The sequence below is a fragment of the Thioalbus denitrificans genome (genome assembly GCF_003337735.1).
GTDB classification, from domain to species: Bacteria; Pseudomonadota; Gammaproteobacteria; order DSM-26407; family DSM-26407; genus Thioalbus; species Thioalbus denitrificans.
On record NZ_QPJY01000002.1, the window covers coordinates 416,678 to 442,547 of the forward strand.

The following is a 25,870-nucleotide window of genomic DNA, read 5'->3' on the forward strand; positions in this document are numbered from 1 at the left end:
AGCTGCCATGCGTCCACGATTCGACTATGGCGATGCGGTGCGGCTGTTGCGCAACGTACGCAACGACGGCACCTACCCCGGCATGAGTACCGGCGAGCTGCTGGTGCGCCGCGGCTGCGTGGGCCACGTGCAGAACGTGGGCACCTTCCTCCAGGACCAGCTCATCTACTCGGTCCACTTCCTCGACAGCAGCCGCGTGGTGGGCTGCAGGGAGGAGGAACTGCAGCCGGAGTCCGAACCCTGGATCCCCAGCCGGTTCGAGTTCCGCGACAAGGTGACGCCGCGCACGGCACTCGCCATCCGCGGTGAGGTGGTGGCGGAACCAGGGCGAATCGGCGAGGTGATGAAGGTGCTGCGCGATGCGGAAACGGGATTCGCCTATCACGTCCATTTCAACGGCAGGATGCTGCTCGTGCCGGAACAGGCGCTTGATGAAGCCGGGGAATGAACCATGGAAACCGCACTGCGCCCAACAACCCCTCCGCCCCTGAACCAGGCTTTCGCCTACCATCTCCTCAAGGTGGCCCAGGAGAACTTCTCCCGGCGCCCCGGGGAGCTCGACCCGCTGGAGCGCACGCGGGCCGAGGAGCAGGCACGCCAAAGCCTGCGGATCGAGAGCCTGGTGCTGGAATCGTCCGAGGCACGGGAGGTGGTGGTTTCTCCCGCCCGGGTGGAGCAGGCCTTCAGTGCCGTGCGGGGACGCTACGCTGATCGCGCGGAAATGGAAGCTGATCTGGACCGCAACGACCTGGATGCCGAGGCGCTGCGCGTGGCCCTGTACCGGGAGCTGCGGTTTGCCGCGATCCTGGATCGGGTCGGTACCCGCCACGGGGACATCAGTCCCGTCGACCTGGAGATCCACTACCAGCTCAACCGGGAGCGCTTTGTCCGCCCCGAAACCCGCACGGTGCGTCACATCCTGGTGACGGTGAATCCCGACTTCCCCGAGAACGGACATGGCGTGGCCGAAGCCCGCCTCCGGGACATCGCCGGCCAAATCCACACCGACCCGGATCGCTTCGCCGCGCTGGCGCAACAGCACTCGGAGTGCCCCAGCGCTCTCCATGGCGGACTCATCGGCACCATTCCCCGCGGCAAGCTCTACACGGCCCTGGACGAAGTCCTGTTCGCCCTGCCCGAGGGCGGGCTCAGCGACGTAGTGGAATCGGAGCTCGGCCTGCACCTGCTCCGCTGCGACAAGATCCATCCCGCCGCCGAACTGGGCTTCGCGGAGGTGGCGCCGCGCCTCCGCGAACAGATGCAGGAGCGGCTGCGCCGACAGCACCAGCGCGCCTGGATCCGGCAACTGCTGGCGGCGGCGCAGGGTGGCCCCCATGGCTGAACACCCCATGAAATGCTCCTTCTGCGGCACCCGGCACACGCCGGAGACCCCGCTCATCGCCGGACTGGAAGGACACATCTGCGAGGACTGCGTGCAGCTGGCCGCCACCGTGGTCGGCAGCTGGGGCCGGCGGCGCAGGAGCGACGAAACCCTGGCTCCGCCACCGGTCCCGCGAGAGATCAAGCGCCTCCTGGATGCCCACGTGATCGGCCAGGACACGGCCAAGGAGATCCTGGCGGTCGCGGTCTACAACCACTACAAGCGTCTCGCGGGCATGGAGGGCACCAGGCCTGCACGAATCGCGGCCGTGGAGGAGAGCCCGGTCGTCCCGGAGAAGTCCAACATCCTGCTGCTCGGCCCCTCCGGCACCGGGAAGACCCTGCTCGCGAGCACACTCGCGCGAATCGTGGGGGTGCCGTTCGCCATTGCCGATGCCACCACGCTGACCCAGGCGGGCTACGTGGGGGATGACGTGGAGACCCTGCTCATCCGCCTGCTGGACCAGGCCGACGGAGATCCCCGACGGGCCCGGAACGGCATCATCTACATCGACGAGATCGACAAGCTGGCCCGCGCCGGGGATTCCGCCCTCGGGGTGCGGGACGTCTCCGGGGAGGGCGTGCAGCAGGCACTGCTGAAGCTCGTGGAGGGAAGCGAGGTGTCCATTCCCGCCCGGGGCCGACGCAAGGAGGGCGCGGAAACCGTCACCCTGGACACCCGCAACATCCTGTTCATCGCCGGCGGTGCGTTCTCAGGACTGGAGCGGGTCGTGGGTGAGCGAACCGCCGCCCGGGGTTCCGGCATCGGTTTTCATGCCCCCCTCACCAATAGCACCGAACAGCGCCCCGGGGGGGATCCGCTGGCGGAGGTCGTCCCGGAGGACCTGCGGCGCTTCGGTCTGATTCCCGAATTCATCGGCCGGTTTCCGATCATCGCCCCTCTGCACGAACTCGATGAACGGCTGCTGACGCGCATCCTCACCGAGCCGCACAACGCCCTGGTCAGGCAGTACCAGGCCCTGTTCCGCTACGACGACACGGAGCTGGAGTTCACCGAGGAGGCCCTCATGGCCATCGCCCACGCCGCCCTGGAGCGGGGCACGGGGGCCCGGGGGCTGCGCAGCGTCATGGAGCGGCTCCTGCAGCGGACCATGTTCGAGCTGCCCTCCATGGCGGGAGTGCGGCGCTGCGTGGTGGACCGGGATGCGGCGGGGGATATCGGCGTGGTCCCGCTGTTCGGGACCGTGCCGGCAGGGGCGGAATTCGCTGCCGAGGGTGCGGGCTGACGCGAACCGGCCCCATCCGGCCAGCCAACACCCTTTTCGTCCTGGCGTCCCGATGCCAGCCAACGACGGGCGCGTGACTCCGCCAGGGCCGGGAATCGCCGCTCCCGTCAGCGGCGCGGTGGATGCACCGGCATGCCCGCGCTGCCGGAAGCGGATGCAAAAAGGCGGGCCCGGGGGCCCGCCTGTCCACATGCCCCGCTGCCTGGAGACGCGGTCCTACATGGCGGCCTTGCGGGCCTCGGCGACCCAGCCGTCGAAGGTCTCCTGGTGGGCCTTGATCCACTCCTCGGCGTGACGCTCGATATCCTTCTCGCTGTCCTCGCCGTCGCGCATCATCAGGTTCTCCGCGCTGATGTCGTTGCTGCTGATCTCCATGATGGCGAACAGTTTCGCCGCGGCGGGATTCTCCTCCGCGAATTCGCGGTTGGCCACGATGCGCTGGCTGTTGGCCTGGAAGCCGGTATTGCTGCCGTCGGGCATGGCGGTGTCCACATCCTTGCGCTCACCCGGCAGGGAGGAGAAGGGGACGTTCAGCCACACCACGTCCTTGCCGGGCACCAGCACGCCGCTCACCCAGTAGGGGGTCCAGGTGTAGTAGAGAATGGGATCGCCCTTCTTGTAGCGGGTGATGGTGTCGGCGATGATGGCCGAATAGGAACCCTGGTTGTGGGTGACCGTGTCCCGCAGCCCGAAGGCGTCGAGCTGGTGCTCGATCACCTGCTCGCAGCCCCAGCCCGGCGTGCAGCCGGCGAGATCCGCGGTGCCGTCACCGTTGGCGTCGAAGATCTTCGCCATCTCCGGATCCTTCAGCTGGCCCAGGTTGGTGATGCCGTACTTGTCCGAGGTCTTCTTGTCGATGAGGTAGCCCTGCATGGCGCCGGGAGAGAAGACCCCCTCCCGGTAGAGTTTCTCGTCGCCGCCGGCACGCTCGTAGAAGTCGTTGTGCAGCGGATCCCAGTGATCGGCCATGAAGGTGGCGTCGCCGTTGGCCAGCGCCACGTGGCCGGCGGCGTATTCGATCTCCATGATGTCGCGAACCTTGTAGCCTAGCTCCTCCAGCGCCTTCATGACGATGAGCGTCTGGAAGGTCTCCTCCGCGATGCTGCTCTTCAGCGGCTGCACGGTCACGCCCTTGCCGGGCATCTCCGCGGCGGCGGCGGTGCCGGACAGGCTCAGCGCCGCGGCCAGGCCGAGCGCCATCAGTCCCTGCTTGCCGATGTTGTTCTTCTTCATGAGTCTTCTCCTCTGTGTCAGGGGGAAAGGGTCAGTGGGCGTCCTTGCCGACACCCACGCTCTGTTCACGGCGGCCGCTCAGCGCGCGCCAGGCGCCCAGCACCAGCGCTGCCGGACCATATTCGTACCAGGCCAGCCCGGCCCGCTCCTTGTTGGGGGTGCCCAGGGCCTGGGTGATGCGGTCGATGACGATGGCGAGCAGCACCAGGCCCACGCCGCCCACCGTGGCCAGCCCCATGTCCAGGCGGCCGATGCCGCGCAGCACCATCTGGCCCAGGCCGCCCACGGCGATCATGGAGGCGATCACCACCATGGACAGCGCCAGCATCAGGGTCTGGTTGACCCCCGCCATGATGGTGCGCATGGCCAGGGGGAGCTGGACCTTGTAGAGCAGCTGCCGGGGCGTGGCGCCGAAGGCGGTCGCGGCCTCGATGACGTCCGCCGGCACCTGGCGGATGCCGAGGTCGGTCAGCCGGATGAGCGGCGGCAGGGCGAAGATGATGGTCACCACCACGCCCGGCACATTGCCGATGCCGAACAGCATCACGATGGGCACCAGGTAGACGAAGGCCGGCAGGGTCTGCATGGCGTCGAGAACGGGACGGATGATCGCCTCCAGCCGATCGCTGCGGGCCGCGGCGATGCCCACCGGGATGCCGATGAGGATGCAGAAGAACACGGAGGTGAACACCAGGGCCAGGGTGGTCATGGCCTCGCTCCAGGCGCCGATCAGTCCGACGAAGAACAGCGAGATGATCGTCCCGATACCCACCCGGCGTCCCGCCACCTGCCAGCCGATGAGACCGATGATGAGGATGCCGACGAGCGGGGGCAGCCACTGCAGGGCGCCCTCCACGCCGCCGAGCACCTGGTCCACGGGCCAGCGGATCGCCTGGAAGATGGCGCGGAAGTTGTCCACCAGCCAGTCGAGACCGCTCTCGACCCAGTCGCCCAGCGGCAGGGTATAGGTTTCGAAAGGATCCAGCAGTGAGAAATCGCTCATGGTTAAATCACTCGTCTGTGACGCGAACCGTCAGCGGGCGTCCGGCCCTGGTGGTTCGCTGTCGCGCGGCCTGTACCCTCCCTGGTCCCGCGGGGCGTGAGCGCACCGACAAGCACCGGGCTCAGGCCGCCTTGTCCAGGGTTTCGATCAGGACGGTCTTGGAAATGGCGCCGAGGTAGCGGCCCTTGTCATCCACCACGGGCACGGGACAGGGGCTCTGGGCCACGATGCTCATCACCTCGTTGAGCAGGGTGTCGCTGGGGATGGCATTCACCCCGGCGAGCAGTGCCTGGCTGAAGGCGGGGTTGTCGCCGGCGAGGGCGTCGCGCAGCGAATCCACCGAAACCACGCCCTGGAAATGGCGTGCCTTGTCGATGACGTAGCCGAATTCGCGATCATAGTCGTCGAGTCGCTTCAGGGCGGCGCGCACGCCGGTGTCGGCCCGGTCGATGACGGTGATCTGCTCGCGCCGGCAGATGTGCCCGGCGGTGAGCACCTGGGAGACGTCCACGCCGCGGAAAAAGGAGCGGACATAGTCGTCGGCGGGGTTGCGCAGGATTTCGTCTGGAGTGCCCACCTGCACCACGCGCCCGCCCTCCATGATGGCGATGCGGTCGCCGATGCGCATGGCCTCGTCGAGGTCGTGGGAGATGAAGATGATGGTGCGCTCGGACTCCGACTGCAGCCGCAGCAGCTCGTCCTGCATCTCCGAGCGGATGAGGGGATCCAGCGCCGAGAACGCCTCGTCCATGAGCATGACGGAGGGCTCGTTGGCCAGCGCCCGGGCCAGCCCCACACGCTGCTGCATGCCGCCCGAGAGCTCGTTGGGATAGCTCTCGGCGTAGGCCTCGAGCCCCACCTGGGCCAGGGCCTGCATGGCCGGCTCGCGGCGTTCCGCCTTCGGGACGCCGGCAATCTCGAGGCCGAAGGCCACGTTGTCGATGACCCGCAGGTGGGGCATCAGGGCGAAGGACTGGAACACCATGCTCATGTCACGGCGCCGCAGCTCGATGAGCTCGTCCCGCGAGAGCTTGGCGATATCCTTGCCGTCCACCAGGATTTCGCCGGAGGTGGGCTCGATGAGACGGTTCAGCAGGCGGACCAGGGTGGACTTGCCGGAGCCCGACAGTCCCATGATGACGAAGATTTCACCGGCGTTGACGCTGAAACTGGCGTCCATCACCCCGACCGTCTGACCGGTCCTCTCGAAGATGGTCTCCTTGTCGAGGCCCTCTTCGAGAAGTGCCATGGCCTGCTGTGGACGGCTGCCGAAGATCTTGTAGAGATTGTTGACGGTCAGTTTTTCGGTCATGGGTCATAGCCCCGTGGCGTTGATTACTCCGGATGGGAAAGGGCCGCCGGCGGACGCAATAGAGTCGCCGTCAACCCGAAAACTGGAAAATCGGGTCAGATATTCGGGCCGAGATGAAGACCGAATCCGCCCACCGGCACGAAACGGAAATCCCGCCCGCGCGGGATGGCCTGATACCACTCAAGCCAGGCGCGAGTCAGGCACGGTACGCTGTTGCAGTGGCTGGGAAGGGAAAAGCCGTAATTCACAGGTGTCTTTTATGTCAATCACTTAGGTCCTTACCCTGCCACACTCATGTCGCATCTGCAAACGCTCCGGGGCCCGGGCGGGACATCCTTCCCTTGAATCCATTGATGCGAATAGGAAATACTAGTCCGTTCCATTTTGTTAATTTTCATGGCGCACCAATACACTTCGCGGGAAAGCGTGGCGTATGGTGATGTCGGCTTGCCCGGCGGCACCATCCCTCTGGCAGGGATACCCGCCGGGCATGCATCCAGGTATCCGGAGAACAGAGGATGATCGAAGTCCTGGTGGTTGATGATCATGAACTCGTACGGGCGGGCATCCGCAGCCTGCTCAACACCGCCGAGGGTATCAACGTCATAGGAGAGGCCTCCAGCGGCGAGGAAGCCGTGCAGATGGCCCGCGACCTGCAGCCCCATGTCGTGCTGATGGATGTGCGGATGCCCGGCATCGGCGGCCTGGAAGCCACCCGCAAACTGCTGCGGGTCTCGCCGCGCTCGAAGGTCATCGCCGTGACCGCACTGAGTGAAGAGCCGTTTCCGACCAAGCTGCTGCAGGCGGGCGCCACCGGCTACCTGACCAAGGATGCCGGCTTCCACCAGATGGTCGAAGCCATTCGCACCGTGCGCTCCGGCCAGACCTATCTCTCCCCGGAAGTGGCGCGGCGCATTGCCATGAAGCACCTGGGCCAGGGCGACAAATCACCCTGGGAGACGCTCTCGGAGCGCGAGATGCAGGTGATGCTGATGATCACCAATGGACAGAAAGTGCAGGAAATCTCGGACAAGCTCTGTCTCAGCCCGAAGACCGTGAACAGTTACCGCTATCGCCTGTTCGAGAAGCTGGGCGTCCACAATGACGTGGAGCTCACCCGGCTGGCGATCCGCCATGGACTCATAGAGGACTCCGAGGCCGGGTAGGGCGGCTCCGATCGCGGCAGCCCGGCACCGCGCGTCGCCCGGTGCGGCCCGGCCGGATGCATGGCGCGGCAGCGCCAGGACGGAAGACCGTTCCGGGTCGCGGACCCAACCCTCCCGGCAGCCTGATTATCGAGCGATCATGCAGATTCCAGAACCCACGCTTTCCTTCGAACCCGACTGCCGCCGCTGCCCCCGGCTGGCCGCCTTCCTGGGGGAGGTGCGGCTGCAGCACCCCGGCTATCATGCAGCGCCGGTCCCCCCGTTCGGCGATCCCCGGGCGCGCCTGCTGATCGTGGGACTCGCCCCCGGCCTGCACGGAGCCAACGCCAGCGGCCGCCCCTTCACCGGGGACTATGCCGGCATCCTGCTCTACCGCACGCTGCATGCCCACGGCTTCGCCAGCGCGCCGGCCTCCACGGCGGCCGACGACGACCTGGTGCTTGACGGGTGCCGGATCACCAATGCCGTCAAGTGCGTTCCGCCCCAGAACAAGCCCACCACCGCCGAGGTCAACGCCTGCAACGGCTTCCTGCGCCTGGAGCTCGGCCGCCTGCCGTCGCGGCCGGTCATCCTGGCCCTGGGCGCCATTGCCCACCGGGCTGTCCTGCGGGCGCTGGACCGGAAACTCTCCTCCCATCCCTTCGCCCACGGGGCCGAGCATGCTCTCGGCGCAGAGGGCATCCTGCTCGACTCCTACCACTGCAGCCGCTACAACACCCAGACCCGCCGGTTGACCGAGGCCATGTTCGACGCCGTGCTGCTGCGGGCCCGAACGCTGCTCGAGGCGCCATGAGCCAGGCGGAGAAGCCGAAGGGCGGCTTCGACAGCGCCGCCTTCCTCCGGACCCTCACCTCGCGCCCCGGCGTCTACCGCATGCTGGACGAGAAGGGCGCGATCCTCTACGTGGGCAAGGCCCGCAACCTGAAAAAACGGGTCTCCAGCTACTTCCGGCCCGGCAATCCCAGCCCCAAGGTGCAGGCCCTGGTCGCCCAGATCCGGGCCATCGAGGTCACGGTCACCCATACCGAGGGCGAGGCGCTGCTGCTGGAGAACAACCTCATCAAGGCTCATCGCCCGCGCTACAACGTGGTGCTGCGCGACGACAAGAGCTACCCCTACATCTTCCTCTCCGGCGAGTCCGACTTCCCGCGGCTGGGATTCCACCGCGGTCCGCAGCGCGAGCAGGGCCGCTACTTCGGTCCCTACCCGAGCGCCGGCGCGGTGCGCGAGACCCTGCAGCTGCTGCAGAAGCTCTTCCCCGTGCGCCAGTGCGAGGACAGCTTCTACCGCAACCGCTCGCGCCCCTGCCTGCAGTACCAGATCAAGCGCTGCACCGCGCCCTGTGTCGGGCTGGTGACCCCGGCGACCTACGCCGAGGACGTCCGCCACGCGGTGATGTTCCTGGAGGGGCGCAGCAACACGGTGGCGGAGGAGCTCGCCGAACGGATGGAGACTGCCGCCGCGGCCCTGGAGTTCGAGCAGGCGGCCCGGCTGCGCGATCAGATCACCAGCCTCCGGCGCGTGCAGGAGCGCCAGTATGTGAGCGGTGGCGGAGGGGATGCCGATATCGTGGCGGTGGCCGCCCGGGCCGGCATGGCCTGCGTCCAGGTGCTGTTCGTCCGCGGCGGGCGATTGCTCGGCAGCAAGGACTTCTTCCCCCGGGCCCCGGAGGGGATCGAGGCGCGGGAGATCCTGCAGGCCTTCCTGCCCCAGTTCTATCTCAACGCCCGCCACGCGGCCGACATTCCCGGGGAAATTCTCATCGAGGCCGGGTTCGATGCCTCCGAGCTGCTCGAGGAGGTGCTCGGGACGGAGGCCGGCCACCGGGTGCGGCTGCTGCACCGGCTGCGGGGGGAGCGCGCCCGCTGGGTGGTCCTGGCCCGCACCAACGCCGAGCAGGCCCTGGCCAGCCGGCTGGCCAGCCGCCAGGACGTCTACCGCCGCTTCGAGGCGCTGCAGGACGCACTCGATCTGGATGCGCTGCCCCAGCGGCTGGAGTGCTTCGACATCAGCCACACCATGGGCGAGGCCACGGTCGCCTCCTGCGTGGTGTTCGACCGGAACGGTCCGCTCAAGTCCGACTACCGGCGCTTCAACATCTCCGGCATCACCCCCGGCGACGACTATGCCGCCATGCAGCAGGCGCTGTCGCGGCGCTACACCCGCCTCAAGAGCGGGGAGGGCAAGCTGCCCGACGTGCTGTTCATCGACGGCGGCCGGGGCCAGGTGGCCGAAGCGCTCAAGGTCATCGAGGAGCTGCAGGTGGAGGGTGTGATCGTGGTGGGCGTCGCCAAGGGACCCTCACGCAAGGCCGGCCTGGAGCGGCTGGTGGTCGGCGGGATCGAGTTCACCCTGCGGGCCGACTCGCCGGCCCTGCACCTCATCCAGCAGATCCGCGACGAGGCGCACCGCTTCGCCATCACCGGCCACCGCCAGCAGCGGGCGCGCAAGCGCAGCCGCTCGCCCCTCGAGACGGTGGAGGGGGTCGGGCCGAAACGGCGGCGCGGGCTGCTGCGCCACTTCGGCGGCCTGCAGGGCATCGCCCGGGCCGGGGTGGAGGACCTGGCCCGGGTACCGGGCATCAGCCGGGCCCTGGCCCAACGCCTCTACGACGCATTCCACAACGAATCCTGACTCCGATCCCGGGCATGGCCGGGCGCCACTCGCCCCGTCCATTGCCCGCGGCCGGCAATTCTCACGGCACACCGGGGCCGTGAAGCAGTAAACTAATGCCGAGCCTCCAGCGGAACGCGCGGAGGAGCGGAGCAGGGCGGAATCATCCGTGTCGCCGTTCGAGGTGCCGGGAATGCCGGGCAACGGCCCGGCAGGACGGTGGTTCTGCGGTATCGACGCCCTGCCGGAACAGCCCCCATCTCCGCCAGGTGTGAACAAAACAAGACCCACAGGCCCATTGATGAACATCCCGAACCTTCTGACACTCCTGCGCATCGCCCTGATCCCGGTCCTGGTGCTGGCGTTCTACCTGCCCATCGGCTGGGCCCGGGAGATTTCCGCCGCGCTGTTCCTCCTTGCGGCCGTCACCGACTGGCTCGACGGCTACCTGGCCCGGCGCCTGGGGCAGAGCTCGCCCTTCGGCGCGTTCCTCGACCCGGTCGCCGACAAGCTCATGGTGGCGGTGGCCCTGGTGCTGCTGGTGCAGGACGATCCGAGCCCCTTCCTGGCGATCGCGGCCGCCATCATCATCGGCCGGGAAATCGCCATCTCGGCCCTGCGCGAATGGATGGCCGAACTCGGCAAGCGGGCCCACGTGGCCGTATCCCGGGTGGGGAAGGTGAAGACCACCGCCCAGATGGTGGCCATCCTGCTGCTGCTGTACCATGATCCCCTGGTGGGTCTGCCCATCGCGGATATCGGCTACGTGCTGCTCTACCTCGCGGCGGGCCTGACTTTGTGGTCGATGTTCATCTACTTGCGCGCCGCCTGGCCGGTGCTCATGGCCGGGCGGGAAAGTACAAACTGATCATTTCGGACCACTTTCGGCGGATGGGTGGCGGTGGTTGTGAAAACCCCGTGACCGAGGCTTGACAACCCATCAGCGGACGCTAAAATGGCGCCCACAATGACGCGGGAATAGCTCAGTTGGTAGAGCACAACCTTGCCAAGGTTGGGGTCGCGAGTTCGAGTCTCGTTTCCCGCTCCAGATTCAGGAACCCCGGCAACGCCGGGGTTTTTGGCCTTAGGGACCAGCAGCAACCCGAGGCCCGGGCGCCCCGAAGGGCGCCGACGATTTTACCCTGGCTGGGTGGCAGAGTGGTTATGCAGCGGCCTGCAAAGCCGTGGACGCCGGTTCGATTCCGACCCCAGCCTCCACTTTTTCCCTTCCTCCGGGGCCAACGACCACAAGCCCCGCCCGGATGGCGAAACTGGTAGACGCAAGAGACTTAAAATCTCTCGGGGGCGACCCCGTGCCGGTTCGAGCCCGGCTCCGGGCACCAGTTTCATCCCTTCACTGCCCAGCATAAGCGGATTCAGGCAGCGGCCGTTCCACGGGCGCCAGGATGACGGGCCAGACTCGACTCCCTTCCGCTGCCTTCCGGCACCCCCCGCAACACCGGCGGCGACGCCCATGGTCCGCTGATGGCGGAACAGCGCGCCTCGGGGCGTGCTCCCCGGGCGGGTCCGGGTGACCCGCCGCATTTCGCCTGCTAACATCGATTGGAATTCCTCTCTCCCATGACCCGAAGGAGAGCACCCATGGGACATTCCGTAAGGCGTTGCCTCTATACACTCCTCGGCGCACTCGTCGTGGTCGGCCTGGCGTTGTCACCCTTGCAGGCGGCCCCGCCCGAGGGCAAGGGCAACGGTAAATCCCATGAGAAAGTCCAGAACGGACCGGAAAGGAACGGCAAGTCCGGCATGAACGGGCATGGCGAGCGGGGGAAGGATGATCGGAACGCCGCCGCCGTGGAAGACCTGGTGACCACCGGTCTCACCGTGGCGGCCATCGAGGGCCTCCTGGGCGAGCGGCGCCGGGAACTCCTGTACAGCGGCGCCAAGCCATTGCCGCCCGGCATCCGCAAGAATCTCGCGCGCGGCAAGCCCCTCCCGCCCGGAATCGCCAAGCGTTACGTCAACCCCGATCTGCGCTCCGCCCTCCCGTACCATGACGGTTACGACTGGGTCCAGACAGGCAGTGACCTGGTGCTGATCCAGGCCGCCACCGGCCTTGTCAGCGAGGTGATCCGCAACGTCTTCCACTAAGGCGTGGACCCGTGCGGGCGCTCCCCGCCCGGCGGGTGGAGAGCGGGAGTCGGGACTCTGTCGCCGCGCCGGCAGCAAGCGCTGAATCCGCCCTCCGGACCGACCCTGGAGCGGAAAGGAACGGGCGGGGGAATACGGTCTGATGGAGGGAACCCCGTACCCGCAACCAGCTGCGGTTCCGCAGAGCACTGACTATCGCGCGGGAGAAACGCTTGAGCCGGAACACCGATACCACCCTGCCTCCTCTGCGCCGCAGCCTCTCGGCGCGGCTGCTCCTGTTCACCATCCTGTTCGTGATGTTGAGCGAGGTGCTGATCTACGTCCCTTCCATCGCCCGGTTCCGCCAGTCCTTCCTGCTGGAGCGGGCCAACGAGGCGCACCTGGCGACACTGGCGCTCGACGCCACGCCGACCGGGCGGCTGGAGCCGGAGCTGGAGCAGCAGCTGCTGCAGCAATCCGGCGTGCTGGCGGTGGAGTTGTGGCGCCCCATGGCGGAACTGATGCTCGGCGGCATGCCCCGGGTGGACGCCAGCTACGAGCTCGACGGGGCGGGCGCGCCGGAACTGATCCGCGATGCCTTCCTGACCATGGCCGCCGGCGGCAGGCGCACCATCTCCGTCATCACACCGGCCCGGGGCGAGCCCGGCATCAAGGTCGAGATCTTCCTCCGGGAGGACAACCTGTTCCGGGAGATGGTCGACTACTCCTGGCGCATCCTGAACCTCTCCATCGTCATCTCCCTCATCACCGCCGGGCTGGTCTACGCCACGCTGCAGTGGCTCATGGTGCGGCCCATGCGCCGCCTGACCCTCAACCTCGTCGGCTACCGCAAGGCGCCCGAGGACCCGGCCCGGATGCTGCCGCCCACCCGCCGCGGCGACGAGATCGGCGTGCTGCAACGGGAGCTCGCCCGCATGCAGTCCGAGCTGCGCCAGTCACTGGCCCAGAAGACCCGGCTCGCGGCGCTGGGCACCGCGGTGAGCAAGATCACCCACGACCTGCGCGGCATCCTCAACAGCGCAGACCTCATCGCCGAACGGCTGCAGCGGGTGGACGATCCCGGGGTCAAGCGGGTCACGCCGCTGCTGGTGGGTTCCCTCGACCGGGCCGTTGAGCTCTGCACCCAGACGCTGGACCTGGCCCGGGGCGACCAGGCGGTTCCCCAACGGCGCCGCTTTCCCCTGCTGGAGCTGCTGCAGGAGGTGGGCGCCTCGCTGGAGCCCTGCGAGAAGGGGGATGTGCGCTGGGCGCTGGAGGTGGAGCGGGGGCTCGAGGTGGAGGCCGATTACGACCGCCTCTACCGGGTCTTCATGAACCTCGGCCGCAATGCCGTGCGGGCCATGGACAACCACGGCACCGTGCGCATCGAGGCCGACACCGAGCCCGGCGGCCGGGTGCGGATCAGCTTTTCCGATGACGGCCCCGGAATTCCCGACGCGGCCCGGGAACATCTCTTCACGCCCTTCGCCGGCGCCGCGAGCGCCGGCGGCACCGGACTCGGACTGGCCACCGCCCGCGATCTCGTCCGCGCCCACGGCGGTGATCTCATCCTGGAGCGCAGCGGGCCGGACGGCACCACCTTCCGGATCGTGCTCCCCGCGGTGTTCGACGGCCCCGCAAAGGCGGCTAATGCCCGCCGCCCGCAGGCCGGGGCTCCGTTCCGGTTGTAACCTGCCCGGCCCGCCCTGTCGCGGATGACGCGGACATGAACCGGGGGCCCCCTTCGGACGAGCCGCCGGGGGCCGATTCGTGGCTCAAGGGCAGGCCTGGGCCAGGGGGATCACCTTGTCCGCCACCTCCTTGAACTCCGCAATCCGGTGGAAGTTCAGGTAACGGTAGATGTCGCCGGCCAGGGTGTTGAGACCCTGCATGTGCGCCTGGTACTCCTCCACGCCGGGGATGCGGCCCAGCACGGCGCACACGGCCGAGAGCTCCGCCGATCCCAGGTAGACCCGCGCATCCTTGCCCATCCGGTTGGGGAAGTTGCGGGTGGAGGTGGAGATCACCGTGGCCCCGTCCGCGACCCGCGCCTGGTTGCCCATGCAGAGCGAACAGCCGGGCAGCTCGGTGCGGGCGCCGGCACGGCCGAAGATGCCGTAGTAGCCCTCCTCGGTGAGCTGGTGCTGGTCCATGCGCGTGGGCGGGCAGATCCACAGCCGCGTGGGCACAGCGCCGCCGAAGGCCTCGAGCACCTTGCCCGCGGCGCGGTAGTGGCCGATGTTGGTCATGCAGGAGCCGATGAACACCTCGTCGATGCTGTCGCCGGCCACCTCGGAGAGCAGCTTCACGTCGTCCGGGTCGTTGGGGCAGGCGAGGATGGGCTCCCGGATGGTGGCGAGATCGATGTCGATGACGGCGGCGTACTCGGCATCGGCGTCGGCCTCCAGCAGCTCCGGATTCTCCAGCCACTTCTCCATCGCCTCGATGCGCCGGGCCAGGGTGCGCTGATCCTCGTAGCCGCTGGCAATCATCCACTTCAGCAGGGTGATGTTGCTGTTGAGGTACTCGATGATGGGTTCCCGGTCCAGCTTCACCGTGCAGGCGGCGGCGGAGCGCTCGGCGGAGGCGTCGGAGAGCTCGAAGGCCTGCTCCACCTTCAGCTGCGGCAGCCCCTCGATCTCCAGGATGCGACCGGAGAAGATGTTCTTCTTGCCCGCCTTCTCCACCGTCAGCAGCCCCTGCTGGATGGCGGCATGAGGGATGGCGTTCACCAGGTCGCGCAGGGTCACCCCGGGCTGCAGCTCGCCGCTGAAGCGCACCAGCACCGACTCGGGCATGTCCAGCGGCATCACGCCGGTGGCGGCGGCGAAGGCCACCAGGCCGGAGCCCGCCGGGAAGGAGATGCCGAGAGGGAAGCGGGTATGGGAGTCGCCGCCGGTGCCCACCGTGTCGGGCAGCAGCATGCGGTTGAGCCAGGAGTGGATGATGCCGTCGCCGGGCCGCAGGGCAACGCCGCCGCGGGAGGCGATGAAGTCCGGCAGGGTGTGGTGGGTCTGGATGTCCACCGGCTTGGGGTAGGCGGCGGTGTGGCAGAAGGACTGCATCACCAGGTCCGCCGAGAAGCCGAGGCAGGCCAGGTCCTTGAGCTCGTCGCGGGTCATGGGCCCGGTGGTGTCCTGGGAGCCTACGGTGGTCATGCGCGGCTCGCAGTAGACGCCCGGACGCACCCCTTCCACGCCGCAGGCGCGGCCCACCATCTTCTGCGCCAGGGTGAAGCCGCGGCCGCTGTCGGCGGCGGGCTGCGGGCGCTTGAAGGCCTCCGAGTGGCCGCGGCCCAGCGCCTCGCGGGCGCGCTCGGTCAGGCCGCGGCCGATGATGAGGGGAATGCGTCCGCCGGCGCGCACCTCGTCGACGAGCACCTCGGTCTTGAAGGCGAACCGGCACACCTCCTCGCCGCTGTCGTGGCGGCGGACCACCCCCTCGAAGGGGTGGATGTCGATCACGTCGCCCATCTCCAGCGCGCTCACGTCGCACTCGATGGGCAGGGCCCCGGCGTCCTCCATGGTATTGAAGAAGATGGGGGCGATCTTGCCGCCCAGGACAAAGCCGCCGGCGCGCTTGTTGGGAATGAAGGGGACGTCGTTGCCCATGTGCCAGAGCACCGAGTTGGTGGCCGACTTGCGCGAGGAGCCGGTGCCCACCACGTCGCCCACGTAGGCCAGCGGGAAGCCCTTGGCCTTCTGTTCGGCAATCTGGGCCAGGGCGTCGTCGATGCCCGGCCGCGGGTTCTTCAGCATGGCGTTGGCATGCAGCGGGATGTCGGGCCGCGACCAGGCGTCCTGGGCCGGGGAGAGGTCGTCGGTGTTGGTCTCGCCCGGCACCTTGAACACGGTCACGGTGACCTTCTCCGGCAGCGGCGCACGGGCGGTGAACCACTCCGCCTCCGCCCACGACTCCAGCACCGAGCGGGCGTGGCCGTTGCCGGCATCCGCCTTCTCCTTCACGTCGTGGAAGGCGTCGAACATGAGCAGGGTGTGGGACAGCGCACGGGCGGCGGTGGGAGCCAGCGCCGGGTCATCCAGGGCCTCGATGAGCGGGTGGATGTTGTAGCCGCCGAGCATGGTGCCCAGCAGCTCCACGGCGCGCACGCGGTCGATGAGGGGACACTCGGCCTCGCCCCGGGCCACGGCGGCCAGGAAGGCGGCCTTCACGTAGGCGGCCTCATCCACCCCCGGCGGCACCCGCTGGGTGATGAGCTCCAGCAGGAACGACTCCTCGCCGGCCGGCGGTGCCTTGAGCAGTTCCACCAGGGCGGCCACCTGCTCGGCGTTGAGCGGCAGCGGCGGGACACCTTCTGCGGCGCGTTCCTCTACATGACGGCGATAGGCTTCGAGCACTGCACTTCCTCCATACCTGAAATTTCCGGCGCATATCGTACTTCACCGCGCGCCGTTTGGCTCACCCTGGCGGGCAAACGATGCTCCATTCCCCGTAAAAAACATGGCCATAGAGTATGCTTATAGGACAACGTAATTTACTTATCGCGCAAAATACCTTTCATTTCCGCGCTGCACAAGACCCGCCCGCGTCCGTCTTGACGGACACGCTATGCTTTCTGAACGGGACGCCGGAGTCTGCCTGCAGGACGGCACCGGCTCCCGACCCAGCCACGCAGTCAGACAGGGGGATTCCATGTCCGACAGCTTCAATGCCCGTGCAGTGCTCCCCGTGGGCGCGGCCCGCTATACCTACTGGCGTCTGGGCGCGCTCGACGGACCGTTCGATGTCGGCACGCTGCCCTTCACCCACAAGGTGCTGCTGGAGAACCTCCTGCGCCACGAGGACGGGCAGACCGTGACCCGCCGGGATATCGAGGCCCTGGCGGCCTGGGATCCCCGGGCCGAGCCCGATCGGGAGATCGCCTTCCGGCCGGCCCGCGTGCTGATGCAGGATTTCACCGGCGTTCCCGCGGTGGTGGATCTGGCCGCCATGCGCGAGGCGATGGAGCGCATGGGCGGGGATCCGGCCCGCATCAACCCCCTGCAGCCGGCCGAACTGGTCATCGACCACTCGGTGCAGGTGGACGCCTTCGGCACGGCGGCGGCCTTCGCCCGCAACACCGATCTGGAATTCCAGCGCAACCATGAGCGCTACACCTTTCTGCGCTGGGGCCAGAAGGCCCTGGCCAATTTCCAGGCGGTGCCGCCGGGCATGGGCATTGTGCACCAGGTCAACCTGGAGTATCTCGCCCGCACCGTCTTCGGGACGGAGGGGGAAGGGGAGCGGCTCGCCTACCCGGACACCCTGGTGGGCACCGACTCCCACACCACCATGATCAACGGCCTCGGGGTGCTGGGCTGGGGCGTGGGCGGCATCGAGGCCGAGGCGGCCATGCTCGGCCAGCCCATCTCCATGCTGACACCCCAGGTGGTGGGCATGCGCCTGGAGGGAGAACTGCCGGAAGGCGCCACGGCCACCGACCTGGTGCTCACCATTACCCAGACGCTCCGCGCCCACGGCGTGGTGGGCAAGTTCGTGGAGTTCTTCGGCGACGGCCTCGTCCACCTCCCGCTGGCGGACCGCGCCACCATCGCCAACATGGCGCCCGAGTACGGCGCCACCTGCGGCATCTTCCCCATCGACGGGGAGACGCTGCGCTTTCTGCGCCTGACCGGTCGCGACGAAGACCAGGTGGCGCTGGTGGAGGCCTATGCCCGCGCCCAGGGGTTGTGGCGCGAGACCGGCGCCCCGCCGGCGCGCTACACCGATCTCCTGGAGCTGGATCTCGCCACCATCCAGCCCAGCCTGGCCGGTCCGAAGCGGCCCCAGGACCGGGTTCCGCTGCCGGATGTGAAGGCGAATGTCGAAGCCGCCCTCGGGGAGTACCTGCAGGGCCACGACGAGGCCGGCCCCCGGGACAAGCGGGTGGAGATGGAGCCCGGCGGCCCCGGCCTCGGCCACGGCGCGGTGGTGATCGCCGCCATCACCAGCTGCACCAACACCTCCAACCCGGCGGTGATGCTCGGCGCCGGGCTGCTGGCGAAGCGGGCCCACGAGCGGGGACTGTCCGTGCCGCCCTGGGTGAAGACCAGCCTCGGTCCCGGCTCGCGGGTGGTGACCGACTACCTGGATCGCGCCGGACTGACGCCCCACCTGGAGGCCCTGGGTTTCCACACCGTGGGCTATGGCTGCACCACCTGCATCGGCAATTCCGGACCGCTGCCCCCGGCCGTCAGCCGGGCCATCGCCGAGGGCGACCTGGCGGTCTGCTCGGTGCTCTCGGGCAATCGCAACTTCGAGGGCCGGGTGCACCCGGAGGTGCGCCTCAACTACCTGGCTTCACCGCCCCTGGTGGTGGCCTTCGCCCTGGCCGGGCGCATGGACATCGATCTGCGCCACGAGCCCCTCGGCACGGGGAGCGACGGCAAGCCGGTCCACCTGCGCGACCTCTGGCCCGGACGGCAAGAGATCCAGGCGGCCATCGAGGCATCGGTGCACGCGGAGATGTTCCGCGATCGCTACGCCCGCATCTTCGCGGGCGATCCCGCCTGGCAGGCGCTCGAGGTGCCCAAAGGGGAGCTGTACGACTGGGATCCGTCCTCCACCTACATCAAGCACCCGCCGTACTTCGAATCCATGGGGCCGGAACCCGCGCCGGTGGAGGACATCCTCCATGCCCGCTGCCTCGCGGTGCTGGGCGACAGCGTCACCACCGACCACATCTCGCCCGCCGGCGCCATCAAGCGCGACAGCCCCGCCGGCCACTACCTGCTGGAGCACGGGATCGGGGAGCTGGAGTTCAACTCCTACGGCGCCCGCCGCGGCAACCACGAGGTGATGATGCGCGGCACCTTCGCCAACATCCGCCTGCGCAACCACATGGCCCCCGGCACGGAGGGCGGCTGGACCCGCCACCAGCCCGGCGGCGAGCAGATGACCATCTTCGACGCCGCCATGCACTACCAGGCGAGCGGCGTGCCCCTGGTGGTCCTCGCCGGCCAGGAGTACGGCACCGGATCCTCCCGCGACTGGGCCGCCAAGGGTCCGCGGCTGCTCGGCGTGCGGGCGGTCATCGCCCGCAGCTACGAGCGCATCCACCGTTCCAACCTGGTGGGCATGGGCATCCTGCCCCTGCAGTTCATGGACGGGGAGGGCGCCGAGCGCCTGGGCCTCACGGGCATGGAGACCTATGACATCCGCGGCGTGGCCGCCCTCGGCGGGGACGTGGAGGTCACCGCCACCCCGGACAGCGGCGGTGAGCCGATCCGGTTCCGCGCCCGGGTGCGCATCGACACGCCCCAGGAGCAGGCCTACTACCGTCACGGCGGCATCCTCCACTACGTACTGCGCCAGCTGCTGGCGGCCTAGCCGGAAAACCCGGGAAGAAGCCGCGGGGGGGCAGGCCCTCCCCGCGGCTCCGGGGCATCCCGGCCCAGCGGTTTTCCGACCCCGCATCCGATCCCAGTCCCCTTCACGGCCTCCCCGCCGTCTCCACTCCGCCTGTGTCGGCATCCCGACAACCTTCCCCCACTGCGCCCTCCCCACTGAAGGCTTTCCGACAAACCGCATACGCCAACGGCGTCGAATCAACGGGTTGGGCTGAACCCATACTTCGGCATGGAGATTGCTGTGGCAAGGGTACAGACCCGCCGCGCGCCGGTTCCTGCCGGTCGAACAGGGGCGGACACGACCCGCGTTATGGAGCGCCCTATATGACGCAACACACCGAGGGCAGGACCGGAGCCGGAACAGCCGACCTGCCGGGTTTCGACGCCGAACTGCAGTTCTGTCTCGCGGGCCGCAGGTTCGCGGGCCGCCGCCACATGGTGCTGCTGCGGAAGATTGCCGAGCTGGGCACGCTCACCGCCGCGGCCCGCGCGGCGGGCATGAGCTACAAGGCCGCCTGGGATGCGGTGGAGGCGATGAACAACCTCGCCCCACGGCCCCTGGTGGAAAGTGCGGCGGGCGGACGCCACGGGGGCGGCAGCCGCATCACGGCCCATGGCCTGCGCCAGCTGCGGCTGTTCGAGCGGGTCGAGGTCATGCACAGGCGCTATCTCAACAAATTGCATGCCGATCTGCAGGCACTGGATGAAATGGAAGATTTCCGCCAACTCATGGAGCGACTGGAAATGAAGAGCAGCGCGCGCAACCAGTTTCATGGCACGGTCCTGGCCATCGCGAGCGGCCCCGTCAACGCCGAGGTCACCCTCGACATCGGTGGCGGCAACCGCCTCGTGGCGATGATCACCCAGGGCAGCGTGGAGCGGCTGGGGCTCTCCCCCGGGAATGCTGCCTACGCCCTGGTGAAGGCCACCTCGATACTGCTCACCGACGCTGACGATGGCCTCAGGCTCAGCACCCGCAACCGCCTCTGCGGCGAGGTGGTCTGGTGCCGGGAGGGCGCCGTGAACGGCGAGGTGACCCTGGATCTGGGCGGCGGCAAGACCCTGACCTCCATTCTCACCAACGAGAGCATCGGCCACCTGGAGCTGCGCGAGGGAATGCGGGCCTGCGCCGTGTTCAAGGCCTCCAGCGTGATCCTGGCAACCCGCTGACCGCCGCTTCGCAACCACGACACCCACAGTAGGGAGTAACGATGAAAAGACAGGGATTCACCAACCTCGCAAGGGCTCTCCTCCTGGCGTCCACGGCACTCCTGCCGCACTCCGCTGCCATGGCCGCGGAGGTCAACGCCGCCGTGGCGGCCAATTTCACCGCCGCCATGAAGGAGATCGTCACCGCCTTCGAGGCCGCGACCGGCCACAAGGTCCTGGCCAGCTACGGCTCCACCGGCAAGCTCTATGCCCAGATAGTCAACGGCGCCCCCTTCGGGCTGTTCCTGGCCGCGGACGCTGCCCGCCCGAAACGACTGGAGGAGGAGGGGAAGGCGGTCCCCGGGAGCCGCTTCACCTACGCCGTCGGCCGGCTGGTGCTCTGGAGCCCGGCCCCGGATCGCGTGGACGGGGAGGGTACGGTGCTGAAATCGGGGGAGTTCAGCCGGCTCGCCATCGCCAATCCGAAAACCGCACCCTACGGGACCGCCGCGATGGAGGTGCTGGAAGGACTCGGGCTGGAGGCCGCGGTCTCCGATCGCCTCATCCGCGGCGACAGCATCACCCAGACCTACCAGTTCGTCGCCAGCGGCAACGCCGAGCTCGGCTTCGTGGCGCTGTCCCAGGTGGCCCTGCTGCCGGAGGAGAAGGTCGGCTCCCGCTGGCTGGTCCCCCAGTCCCTCTACGCCCCGCTGCAGCAGCAGGCGGTCCTGCTGAAGGAGGGGGCCGGCAATCCGGCAGCCGTTGCGCTGGCGGAGTACCTGAAGAGCCCGGCGGCCCGCGCGGTCATCGAAGCCTATGGCTACGGCACCGAATAGGGTATCCGCCCCCCGTCACACCCGCCCGGGAGCACGACCATGGAACTCGAACCCATTCTGCTGACCCTGCAGCTCGCCACCGTGACCACGGTCGTGCTCCTGTCGGTGGGCACCCCGCTGGCCTGGTGGCTGGCCCATACCCGTCACTGGCTGCGCCACCCCCTGGGAGCACTGGTGTCGCTGCCCCTGGTGCTGCCGCCCACGGTGCTCGGCTTCTACCTGCTGGTGGGTCTGGGTCCCAACGGACCGCTCGGGGGGCTCGCCGAGGAGCTGGGGTGGGGCAGCCTCGCCTTCACCTTTCCGGGCCTGGTGATCGGTTCCTGCGTCTACTCCCTGCCGTTCGTGGTGCAGCCGATCCAGAACGCCTTCGAGGCCCTGGGCCGACGCCCGCTGGAGGTGGCCGCCACCCTGCGGGCCGGCCCCCTGGACCGTTTTTTTCACGTGGCGCTGCCCCTGTCCAGGCCGGGCTTCCTGACCGCGGCCACCCTCGGTTTCGCCCACACCGTGGGGGAGTTCGGCGTGGTGCTGATGATCGGCGGCAACATACCCGGCCAGACCAAGGTCATCTCCATCGCCATCTACGACCATGTGGAAGCCCTGGAGTACGGCAGCGCCCACCTGCTCGCCGGCGGCATGCTCGGCTTCGCCTTCCTGGTGCTGCTCATCCTGCAGCTGATGAACCGGCGCATGGCCCGGGCGAGCGCCTGAGCGGGAGCGTCCGGTCCCGGTTGTCCGTGTGTGGCGGCGCGCGGGAATCGTCGAGGAATAGCATTCAAATGATCTTCTATCCAGATGAATTGATTGACAGATGGATCGATGAGGATGTGCCTGGCCCCGACCTCACCAGCTGGCTTCTGGGAATCGGGGCACAATCCGCGGAGATCAACTTCCGGACCCGTGCCCCGGTGGTGGTGGCCGGCAGCGCCGTCGCCGCGCGGGTGCTGGAGCGCTGCGGCGCCCGGATCACCGGCATCGTGGCCAGCGGCGAGCACGCCGCGTCGGGGGCCATCCTGCTGCGGGCCACTGGCGACGCCGCCCATCTCCACCGGGGCTGGAAGGTGGCCCAGAACCTGCTGGAGCAGGCCTGCGGCATCGCCACCCACACCCGGGAGCTCGTCGCACGCGCACGGACGGTACGGCCGGATCTGCCACTGTATGCGACCCGCAAGTATCCGCCCGGTTTCAAACGACTGGCGATGGAGGCATACCTGGCCGGCGGCGCGCTGCCCCACCGGCTCGGACTCTCCGAAACGGTGCTGGTTTTCCCCCAGCACCTGGCTTTCGTCGGTGGGCTGGAGGGATTGCTCGAACGCCTGGACAGCCTGCGGCCCAGGCTGGTGGAAAAGGCGCTGGTGGTGGAGGTGGAATCGCTGGAACAGGCGCGGGTGGCCGCCCGTGCCGGGGTCGATGTGCTCCAGTTCGACAAGCTTCCAGTCGGGGGGTTGCGCACGGCCGTGGAGGAAATCCGCACCTGCTGGCCGCGGGTGCGGCTACTGGCCGCCGGCGGTATCGGGACCGGCAACATTGACAAGTACGCCGCCACCGGGGTGGACGGCCTGGTGTTGAGCTCGGTCTACCGCGCCGAGCCCGCCGACATCGGCGTACGACTGGCGCCGGCCACCTGAACGGCATGGTGCGCCGGTGGTGTCCGGATCGATGTCCGGCCGGCGCGGCGGCTGCCGGTCCCCGGGCCGGCAGCGGGGCCCGGCGCCCACCCTACGGCCACAAGGGAGCGGAAGGATGAACAGGAATCACCCGCCACGAGTCAATTTCCACATCCGCCTGGCCGAAGCGAAGGACCTCTGCGCAATGGTGAAACTGCTCGAGGTTCTGTTCCGCGTGGAACCGGACTTCAGCATCGATCCCGAACGTCAGCGCAAGGGATTGACGCTGTTGCTGAACCGTCCCGACACGGCACGCCTGTGGGTGGCCGAGATGGCGGGGCGGGTGGTGGGCATGGTGAGCCTGCAGCTGCTGGTCTCCACCGCGGAAGGGGGTGAAAGCGGCCTGGTGGAGGACCTGGTGGTGCTGCCGGAACGGCGTGGCCGCGGCGTGGGTACGGCACTGCTGGACGCGGCCGAAGGGTGGGCGCGGGCGCGGGGCATCCACCGCCTGCAGCTGCTGGCTGATCGCGGCAACGGGGCGGCGCTGGCTTTCTATCAGCGGCTGAGCTGGCGCGGAAGCCGGATGGTCGCCCTGCGGCGGCGCCTGGAATGAACACCATTCATCAAATGGTTGTGACACCTTTTTCGATTGACACGAAAGTACGCGCGACCCCGCTGTCCGGCACCGGCGGCAGGCGACCGGAAGGCGGGGGCCGACACCAGGGGGAGGGGACGCCGATGGGCATCAACGCACACTTCGAACTCGGTCTGGGCGGGTTCAGTCTCGACGCCGGTTTTTCCGCCCCCGGCCGTGGCGTGACGGCGCTGTTCGGGCGTTCCGGCTCGGGCAAGTCCACGCTCCTGCGCTGCATCGCCGGCCTCGAGCGGGCCCCTGTCGGCCGCCTGGAGGTGAACGGGGAGGTATGGCAGGAGAGCGGGCGGGGACGCTTCCTCCCCACCCATCGCCGCCCCATCGGCTATGTCTTCCAGGAACCGGGGCTGTTCCCCCACCTCTCCGTGCAGCGCAACCTGGAGTTCGGCTGGAAACGCATTGACCGCAGCCGGCGGCGGGTGGCCATGGACCAGGCGGTGGAGCTGCTGGGGCTGGGCCGGCTGCTGGGGCGCGCGCCCGGCGGACTCTCCGGCGGCGAGCGCCAGCGGGTGGCCATCGCCCGGGCGCTGCTCAGCAGCCCCGAACTGCTGCTGATGGACGAGCCGCTGGCCGCCCTCGACCTGGCCAGCAAGGCGGAGATCCTGCCCTACCTGGAACGGCTCCACGGCGAGCTCGCCATCCCGGTGCTCTACGTCAGCCACGCCCCCGACGAGGTCGCCCGCCTGGCCGACCACGTGGTACTCCTGCAGGAGGGCCGGGTGATCCATCAGGGTGGGCTCAACGAGGCGCTCACCCGCCTCGATCTGCCCCTGGCCCGGGATCCGGAAGCCGCCGCGGTGGTGGAGGTCCGGGTGGCGGAGCACGACGAGCGCTACCAGCTCACCTACCTCGACTTTCCCGGCGGCCGGTTCACCATCAGCCGGCGGGCCCTCACCCCGGGCCAGCGCCTGCGCCTGCGCATCCATGCCCAGGACGTCAGCGTGACGCTGAACCGTCCCGGGGAGACCAGCATTCTCAATGTCTTCCCCGCCCGGCTACGGGAGATGGCGGAGCTCAACGGCAGCAAGCTCCTGCTGCGGCTCGAGGTGGGGGATGCGATCCTGCTGGCGCGGATCACGCGCAAGTCCGCCGACCACCTGGGCCTGCGGCCGGGCCAGCCGCTCTTCGCCCAGACCAAGGCACTGGCGCTGCTGAACTGAGCCGCCGGCGGGCAGGGGGCCCACCGGCCTCCTTTCGCGACACCGGCTGCGGTTACAATGGCGTCATGAACACGCCCCTGCAGCGACGCTTCGCGGTCGCCCCCATGCTGGACTGGACCGACCGCCACTGCCGCTATCTGCTGCGGCTCATCTCCCGGCACGCGCTCCTCTACACCGAGATGGTGACCACCGGCGCGCTGCTCCACGGTGACGCCGCGCGCCACCTCGGATACGACGCGGCCGAGCACCCGGTGGCGCTGCAGCTGGGCGGCAGCGAACCCCGGGCGCTGGCCGGGTGCGCCCGGATGGGCGCGGAGTGGGGCTATGACGAGATCAACCTCAACGTGGGCTGCCCCTCGGACCGGGTGCAGAACGGCCGCTTCGGCGCCTGCCTGATGGCCGAGCCCGGCCTGGTGGCCGAGTGCGTGGCGGCCATGGCCGCGGCGGTGGAGATACCGGTCACGGTCAAGCACCGGATCGGCATCGACGACCTCGACAGCTACGACGCCCTGGCCCGGTTCGTCGCGACCGTGGCGGGTGCCGGCTGCCGCACCTTCATCGTCCACGCCCGCAAGGCCTGGCTGCAGGGCCTGTCGCCGAAGGAGAACCGGGAAATCCCGCCCCTGCGCTACGACCTGGTCTACGCCCTGAAACGGGACTTCCCGGCGCTGGAGATCATCGTCAACGGCGGCATCGCCAGCCTGGAGGACGCCGCCCGGCACCTGGAGCGGGTGGACGGGGTCATGGTGGGCCGGGCCGCCTACCACGATCCCTGGCTGCTGGCGGAAGTGGACCGGCGCTTCTACGGCGACGGCCACGCGGTGCCGACGCCCCATGGGGTGGTGGAGGCGTACCTCCCCTACGTGGAGCGCCAGCTGGCGGCGGGCGTGCCGCTCACCCGCATGACCCGCCACCTGCTGGGCCTGTTCGCGGGCCGGCCCGGGGCGCGGCGCTGGCGCCGGGTCCTGTCCGAAGGCGCCCACCGGCCCGGGGCGGGGTCCGATCTCATCCGGGCGGCGCTGCGGGAAGTCCCGCCTGAAACGGTGGTCCGGGAACCGCTCAGCGCCTGAGGGCGCGC

General features: G+C 68.7%; 21 protein-coding genes and 3 tRNA genes. 20 read left to right on the forward strand and 4 right to left on the reverse strand.

What is annotated here, in order from left to right:
- Positions 1-7: 7 nt before the first annotated feature.
- From DFQ59_RS06430 to clpX, 3 genes are read left to right on the forward strand one after another with little or no spacing between them, the layout of a single operon-like run.
- Positions 8-448, forward strand: a complete 441-nt coding sequence (locus tag DFQ59_RS06430; RefSeq protein ID WP_114278854.1) for a nitrogen fixation protein NifZ — start codon at positions 8-10, stop codon at positions 446-448.
- A 3-nt stretch (positions 449-451) separates the two neighbouring features.
- The gene (nifM, locus tag DFQ59_RS06435; RefSeq protein WP_114278855.1) at positions 452-1,342 is read left to right on the forward strand and encodes a nitrogen fixation protein NifM; all 891 of its coding nucleotides are present in this window, start codon (positions 452-454) and stop codon (positions 1,340-1,342) included.
- Complete coding sequence (gene clpX / locus DFQ59_RS06440) at positions 1,335-2,627, forward strand: ATP-dependent Clp protease ATP-binding subunit ClpX (protein ID WP_114279205.1); 1,293 nt, start codon at positions 1,335-1,337, stop codon at positions 2,625-2,627. Before nifM ends, clpX begins: the two co-directional genes overlap by 8 nt.
- A gap of 216 nt (positions 2,628-2,843) precedes the next feature.
- On the opposite strand, the gene proX is transcribed toward clpX, so the two are convergent.
- The 3 genes from proX to proV all read right to left on the reverse strand — a co-directional run bounded on the left by proX (position 2,844) and on the right by proV (position 6,175).
- Positions 2,844-3,860 (reverse strand): glycine betaine/L-proline ABC transporter substrate-binding protein ProX, encoded by a 1,017-nt coding sequence (gene proX / locus DFQ59_RS06445; RefSeq protein ID WP_114278856.1) that lies wholly within the window; start codon positions 3,858-3,860, stop codon positions 2,844-2,846.
- A 31-nt stretch (positions 3,861-3,891) separates the two neighbouring features.
- The gene (proW, locus tag DFQ59_RS06450) at positions 3,892-4,863 is read right to left on the reverse strand and encodes a glycine betaine/L-proline ABC transporter permease ProW (RefSeq protein ID WP_114278857.1); all 972 of its coding nucleotides are present in this window, start codon (positions 4,861-4,863) and stop codon (positions 3,892-3,894) included.
- Between the two features lie 121 nt (positions 4,864-4,984).
- Positions 4,985-6,175 carry a glycine betaine/L-proline ABC transporter ATP-binding protein ProV gene (gene proV / locus DFQ59_RS06455; RefSeq protein WP_114278858.1) on the reverse strand — a complete coding sequence of 397 codons (1,191 nt, stop codon included), beginning with the start codon at positions 6,173-6,175 and terminating at the stop codon, positions 4,985-4,987.
- A 518-nt stretch (positions 6,176-6,693) separates the two neighbouring features.
- Between proV and uvrY the strand changes: the two genes are divergently transcribed.
- From uvrY to DFQ59_RS06500, 9 genes are all read left to right on the forward strand, one after another.
- On the forward strand, positions 6,694-7,341 hold the full coding sequence (gene uvrY, locus DFQ59_RS06460) for a UvrY/SirA/GacA family response regulator transcription factor (RefSeq protein ID WP_114278859.1): 648 nt from the start codon (positions 6,694-6,696) through the stop codon (positions 7,339-7,341).
- Positions 7,342-7,480: 139 nt separating this feature from the next.
- Positions 7,481-8,134, forward strand: coding sequence for a uracil-DNA glycosylase (locus DFQ59_RS06465; protein WP_114278860.1), 654 nt, complete (start codon positions 7,481-7,483; stop codon positions 8,132-8,134).
- Entirely contained in the window at positions 8,131-9,975 is a 1,845-nt protein-coding gene (gene uvrC / locus DFQ59_RS06470) for an excinuclease ABC subunit UvrC (protein WP_114278861.1), read from the forward strand. The genes DFQ59_RS06465 and uvrC overlap by 4 nt, the downstream gene beginning before the upstream one ends.
- 280 nt (positions 9,976-10,255) lie before the next feature.
- Positions 10,256-10,822 (forward strand): CDP-diacylglycerol--glycerol-3-phosphate 3-phosphatidyltransferase, encoded by a 567-nt coding sequence (gene pgsA, locus DFQ59_RS06475; protein ID WP_114278862.1) that lies wholly within the window; start codon positions 10,256-10,258, stop codon positions 10,820-10,822.
- A 104-nt stretch (positions 10,823-10,926) separates the two neighbouring features.
- A tRNA-Gly gene (locus DFQ59_RS06480) sits at positions 10,927-11,002 on the forward strand.
- A gap of 96 nt (positions 11,003-11,098) precedes the next feature.
- Positions 11,099-11,172, forward strand: a tRNA-Cys gene (locus DFQ59_RS06485).
- 38 nt (positions 11,173-11,210) lie between these two features.
- Positions 11,211-11,297: transfer RNA gene (locus tag DFQ59_RS06490), tRNA-Leu, on the forward strand.
- Between the two features lie 259 nt (positions 11,298-11,556).
- On the forward strand, positions 11,557-12,063 hold the full coding sequence (locus DFQ59_RS06495) for an anti-virulence regulator CigR family protein (RefSeq protein WP_170142060.1): 507 nt from the start codon (positions 11,557-11,559) through the stop codon (positions 12,061-12,063).
- A gap of 212 nt (positions 12,064-12,275) precedes the next feature.
- On the forward strand, positions 12,276-13,733 hold the full coding sequence (locus DFQ59_RS06500; RefSeq protein ID WP_211314804.1) for a sensor histidine kinase: 1,458 nt from the start codon (positions 12,276-12,278) through the stop codon (positions 13,731-13,733).
- A gap of 84 nt (positions 13,734-13,817) precedes the next feature.
- Here the strand turns inward: DFQ59_RS06500 and acnB are convergent, their stop codons facing one another.
- The gene (gene acnB, locus DFQ59_RS06505; RefSeq protein ID WP_114278864.1) at positions 13,818-16,400 is read right to left on the reverse strand and encodes a bifunctional aconitate hydratase 2/2-methylisocitrate dehydratase; all 2,583 of its coding nucleotides are present in this window, start codon (positions 16,398-16,400) and stop codon (positions 13,818-13,820) included.
- Between the two features lie 295 nt (positions 16,401-16,695).
- Between acnB and acnA the strand changes: the two genes are divergently transcribed.
- The 8 genes from acnA to dusA all read left to right on the forward strand — a co-directional run bounded on the left by acnA (position 16,696) and on the right by dusA (position 25,862).
- Positions 16,696-19,371, forward strand: a complete 2,676-nt coding sequence (gene acnA / locus DFQ59_RS06510; protein ID WP_114278865.1) for an aconitate hydratase AcnA — start codon at positions 16,696-16,698, stop codon at positions 19,369-19,371.
- 344 nt (positions 19,372-19,715) lie between these two features.
- Positions 19,716-20,561: a TOBE domain-containing protein gene (locus DFQ59_RS06515; protein ID WP_114278866.1), complete on the forward strand. Its 846-nt coding sequence runs from the start codon at positions 19,716-19,718 to the stop codon at positions 20,559-20,561.
- Positions 20,562-20,602: 41 nt separating this feature from the next.
- Complete coding sequence (modA, locus tag DFQ59_RS06520; protein WP_114278867.1) at positions 20,603-21,376, forward strand: molybdate ABC transporter substrate-binding protein; 774 nt, start codon at positions 20,603-20,605, stop codon at positions 21,374-21,376.
- 39 nt (positions 21,377-21,415) lie between these two features.
- A complete protein-coding gene (modB, locus tag DFQ59_RS06525; RefSeq protein ID WP_114278868.1) occupies positions 21,416-22,084 on the forward strand; it encodes a molybdate ABC transporter permease subunit in 669 nt (222 codons plus the stop codon).
- Positions 22,085-22,152: 68 nt separating this feature from the next.
- Positions 22,153-23,001, forward strand: coding sequence for a ModD protein (gene modD / locus DFQ59_RS06530; protein ID WP_114278869.1), 849 nt, complete (start codon positions 22,153-22,155; stop codon positions 22,999-23,001).
- A gap of 115 nt (positions 23,002-23,116) precedes the next feature.
- Entirely contained in the window at positions 23,117-23,593 is a 477-nt protein-coding gene (locus DFQ59_RS06535; RefSeq protein WP_114278870.1) for a GNAT family N-acetyltransferase, read from the forward strand.
- Between the two features lie 125 nt (positions 23,594-23,718).
- Complete coding sequence (gene modC, locus DFQ59_RS06540; protein WP_114278871.1) at positions 23,719-24,792, forward strand: molybdenum ABC transporter ATP-binding protein; 1,074 nt, start codon at positions 23,719-23,721, stop codon at positions 24,790-24,792.
- A gap of 65 nt (positions 24,793-24,857) precedes the next feature.
- Positions 24,858-25,862 (forward strand): tRNA dihydrouridine(20/20a) synthase DusA, encoded by a 1,005-nt coding sequence (dusA, locus tag DFQ59_RS06545; protein WP_114278872.1) that lies wholly within the window; start codon positions 24,858-24,860, stop codon positions 25,860-25,862.
- Positions 25,863-25,870: the final 8 nt, after the last annotated feature.

Bases quoted from the DNA above. Each gene is read 5' to 3' on its own strand.
- modD (WP_114278869.1), top strand. From the start codon at position 22,153: ATGATCTTCTATCCAGATGAATTGATTGACAGATGGATCGATGAGGAT.
- uvrC (WP_114278861.1), top strand. From the start codon at position 8,131: ATGAGCCAGGCGGAGAAGCCGAAGGGCGGCTTCGACAGCGCCGCCTTC.
- proX (WP_114278856.1), bottom strand. From the start codon at position 3,860: ATGAAGAAGAACAACATCGGCAAGCAGGGACTGATGGCGCTCGGCCTG.
- nifM (WP_114278855.1), top strand. From the start codon at position 452: ATGGAAACCGCACTGCGCCCAACAACCCCTCCGCCCCTGAACCAGGCT.
- proW (WP_114278857.1), bottom strand. From the start codon at position 4,863: ATGAGCGATTTCTCACTGCTGGATCCTTTCGAAACCTATACCCTGCCG.
- modA (WP_114278867.1), top strand. From the start codon at position 20,603: ATGAAAAGACAGGGATTCACCAACCTCGCAAGGGCTCTCCTCCTGGCG.
- DFQ59_RS06535 (WP_114278870.1), top strand. From the start codon at position 23,117: ATGAACAGGAATCACCCGCCACGAGTCAATTTCCACATCCGCCTGGCC.
- acnA (WP_114278865.1), top strand. From the start codon at position 16,696: ATGTCCGACAGCTTCAATGCCCGTGCAGTGCTCCCCGTGGGCGCGGCC.
- modB (WP_114278868.1), top strand. From the start codon at position 21,416: ATGGAACTCGAACCCATTCTGCTGACCCTGCAGCTCGCCACCGTGACC.
- DFQ59_RS06515 (WP_114278866.1), top strand. From the start codon at position 19,716: ATGACGCAACACACCGAGGGCAGGACCGGAGCCGGAACAGCCGACCTG.
- clpX (WP_114279205.1), top strand. From the start codon at position 1,335: ATGGCTGAACACCCCATGAAATGCTCCTTCTGCGGCACCCGGCACACG.
- DFQ59_RS06430 (WP_114278854.1), top strand. From the start codon at position 8: ATGCGTCCACGATTCGACTATGGCGATGCGGTGCGGCTGTTGCGCAAC.
- DFQ59_RS06465 (WP_114278860.1), top strand. From the start codon at position 7,481: ATGCAGATTCCAGAACCCACGCTTTCCTTCGAACCCGACTGCCGCCGC.
- modC (WP_114278871.1), top strand. From the start codon at position 23,719: ATGGGCATCAACGCACACTTCGAACTCGGTCTGGGCGGGTTCAGTCTC.
- pgsA (WP_114278862.1), top strand. From the start codon at position 10,256: ATGAACATCCCGAACCTTCTGACACTCCTGCGCATCGCCCTGATCCCG.
- proV (WP_114278858.1), bottom strand. From the start codon at position 6,175: ATGACCGAAAAACTGACCGTCAACAATCTCTACAAGATCTTCGGCAGC.
- uvrY (WP_114278859.1), top strand. From the start codon at position 6,694: ATGATCGAAGTCCTGGTGGTTGATGATCATGAACTCGTACGGGCGGGC.
- DFQ59_RS06495 (WP_170142060.1), top strand. From the start codon at position 11,557: ATGGGACATTCCGTAAGGCGTTGCCTCTATACACTCCTCGGCGCACTC.
- dusA (WP_114278872.1), top strand. From the start codon at position 24,858: ATGAACACGCCCCTGCAGCGACGCTTCGCGGTCGCCCCCATGCTGGAC.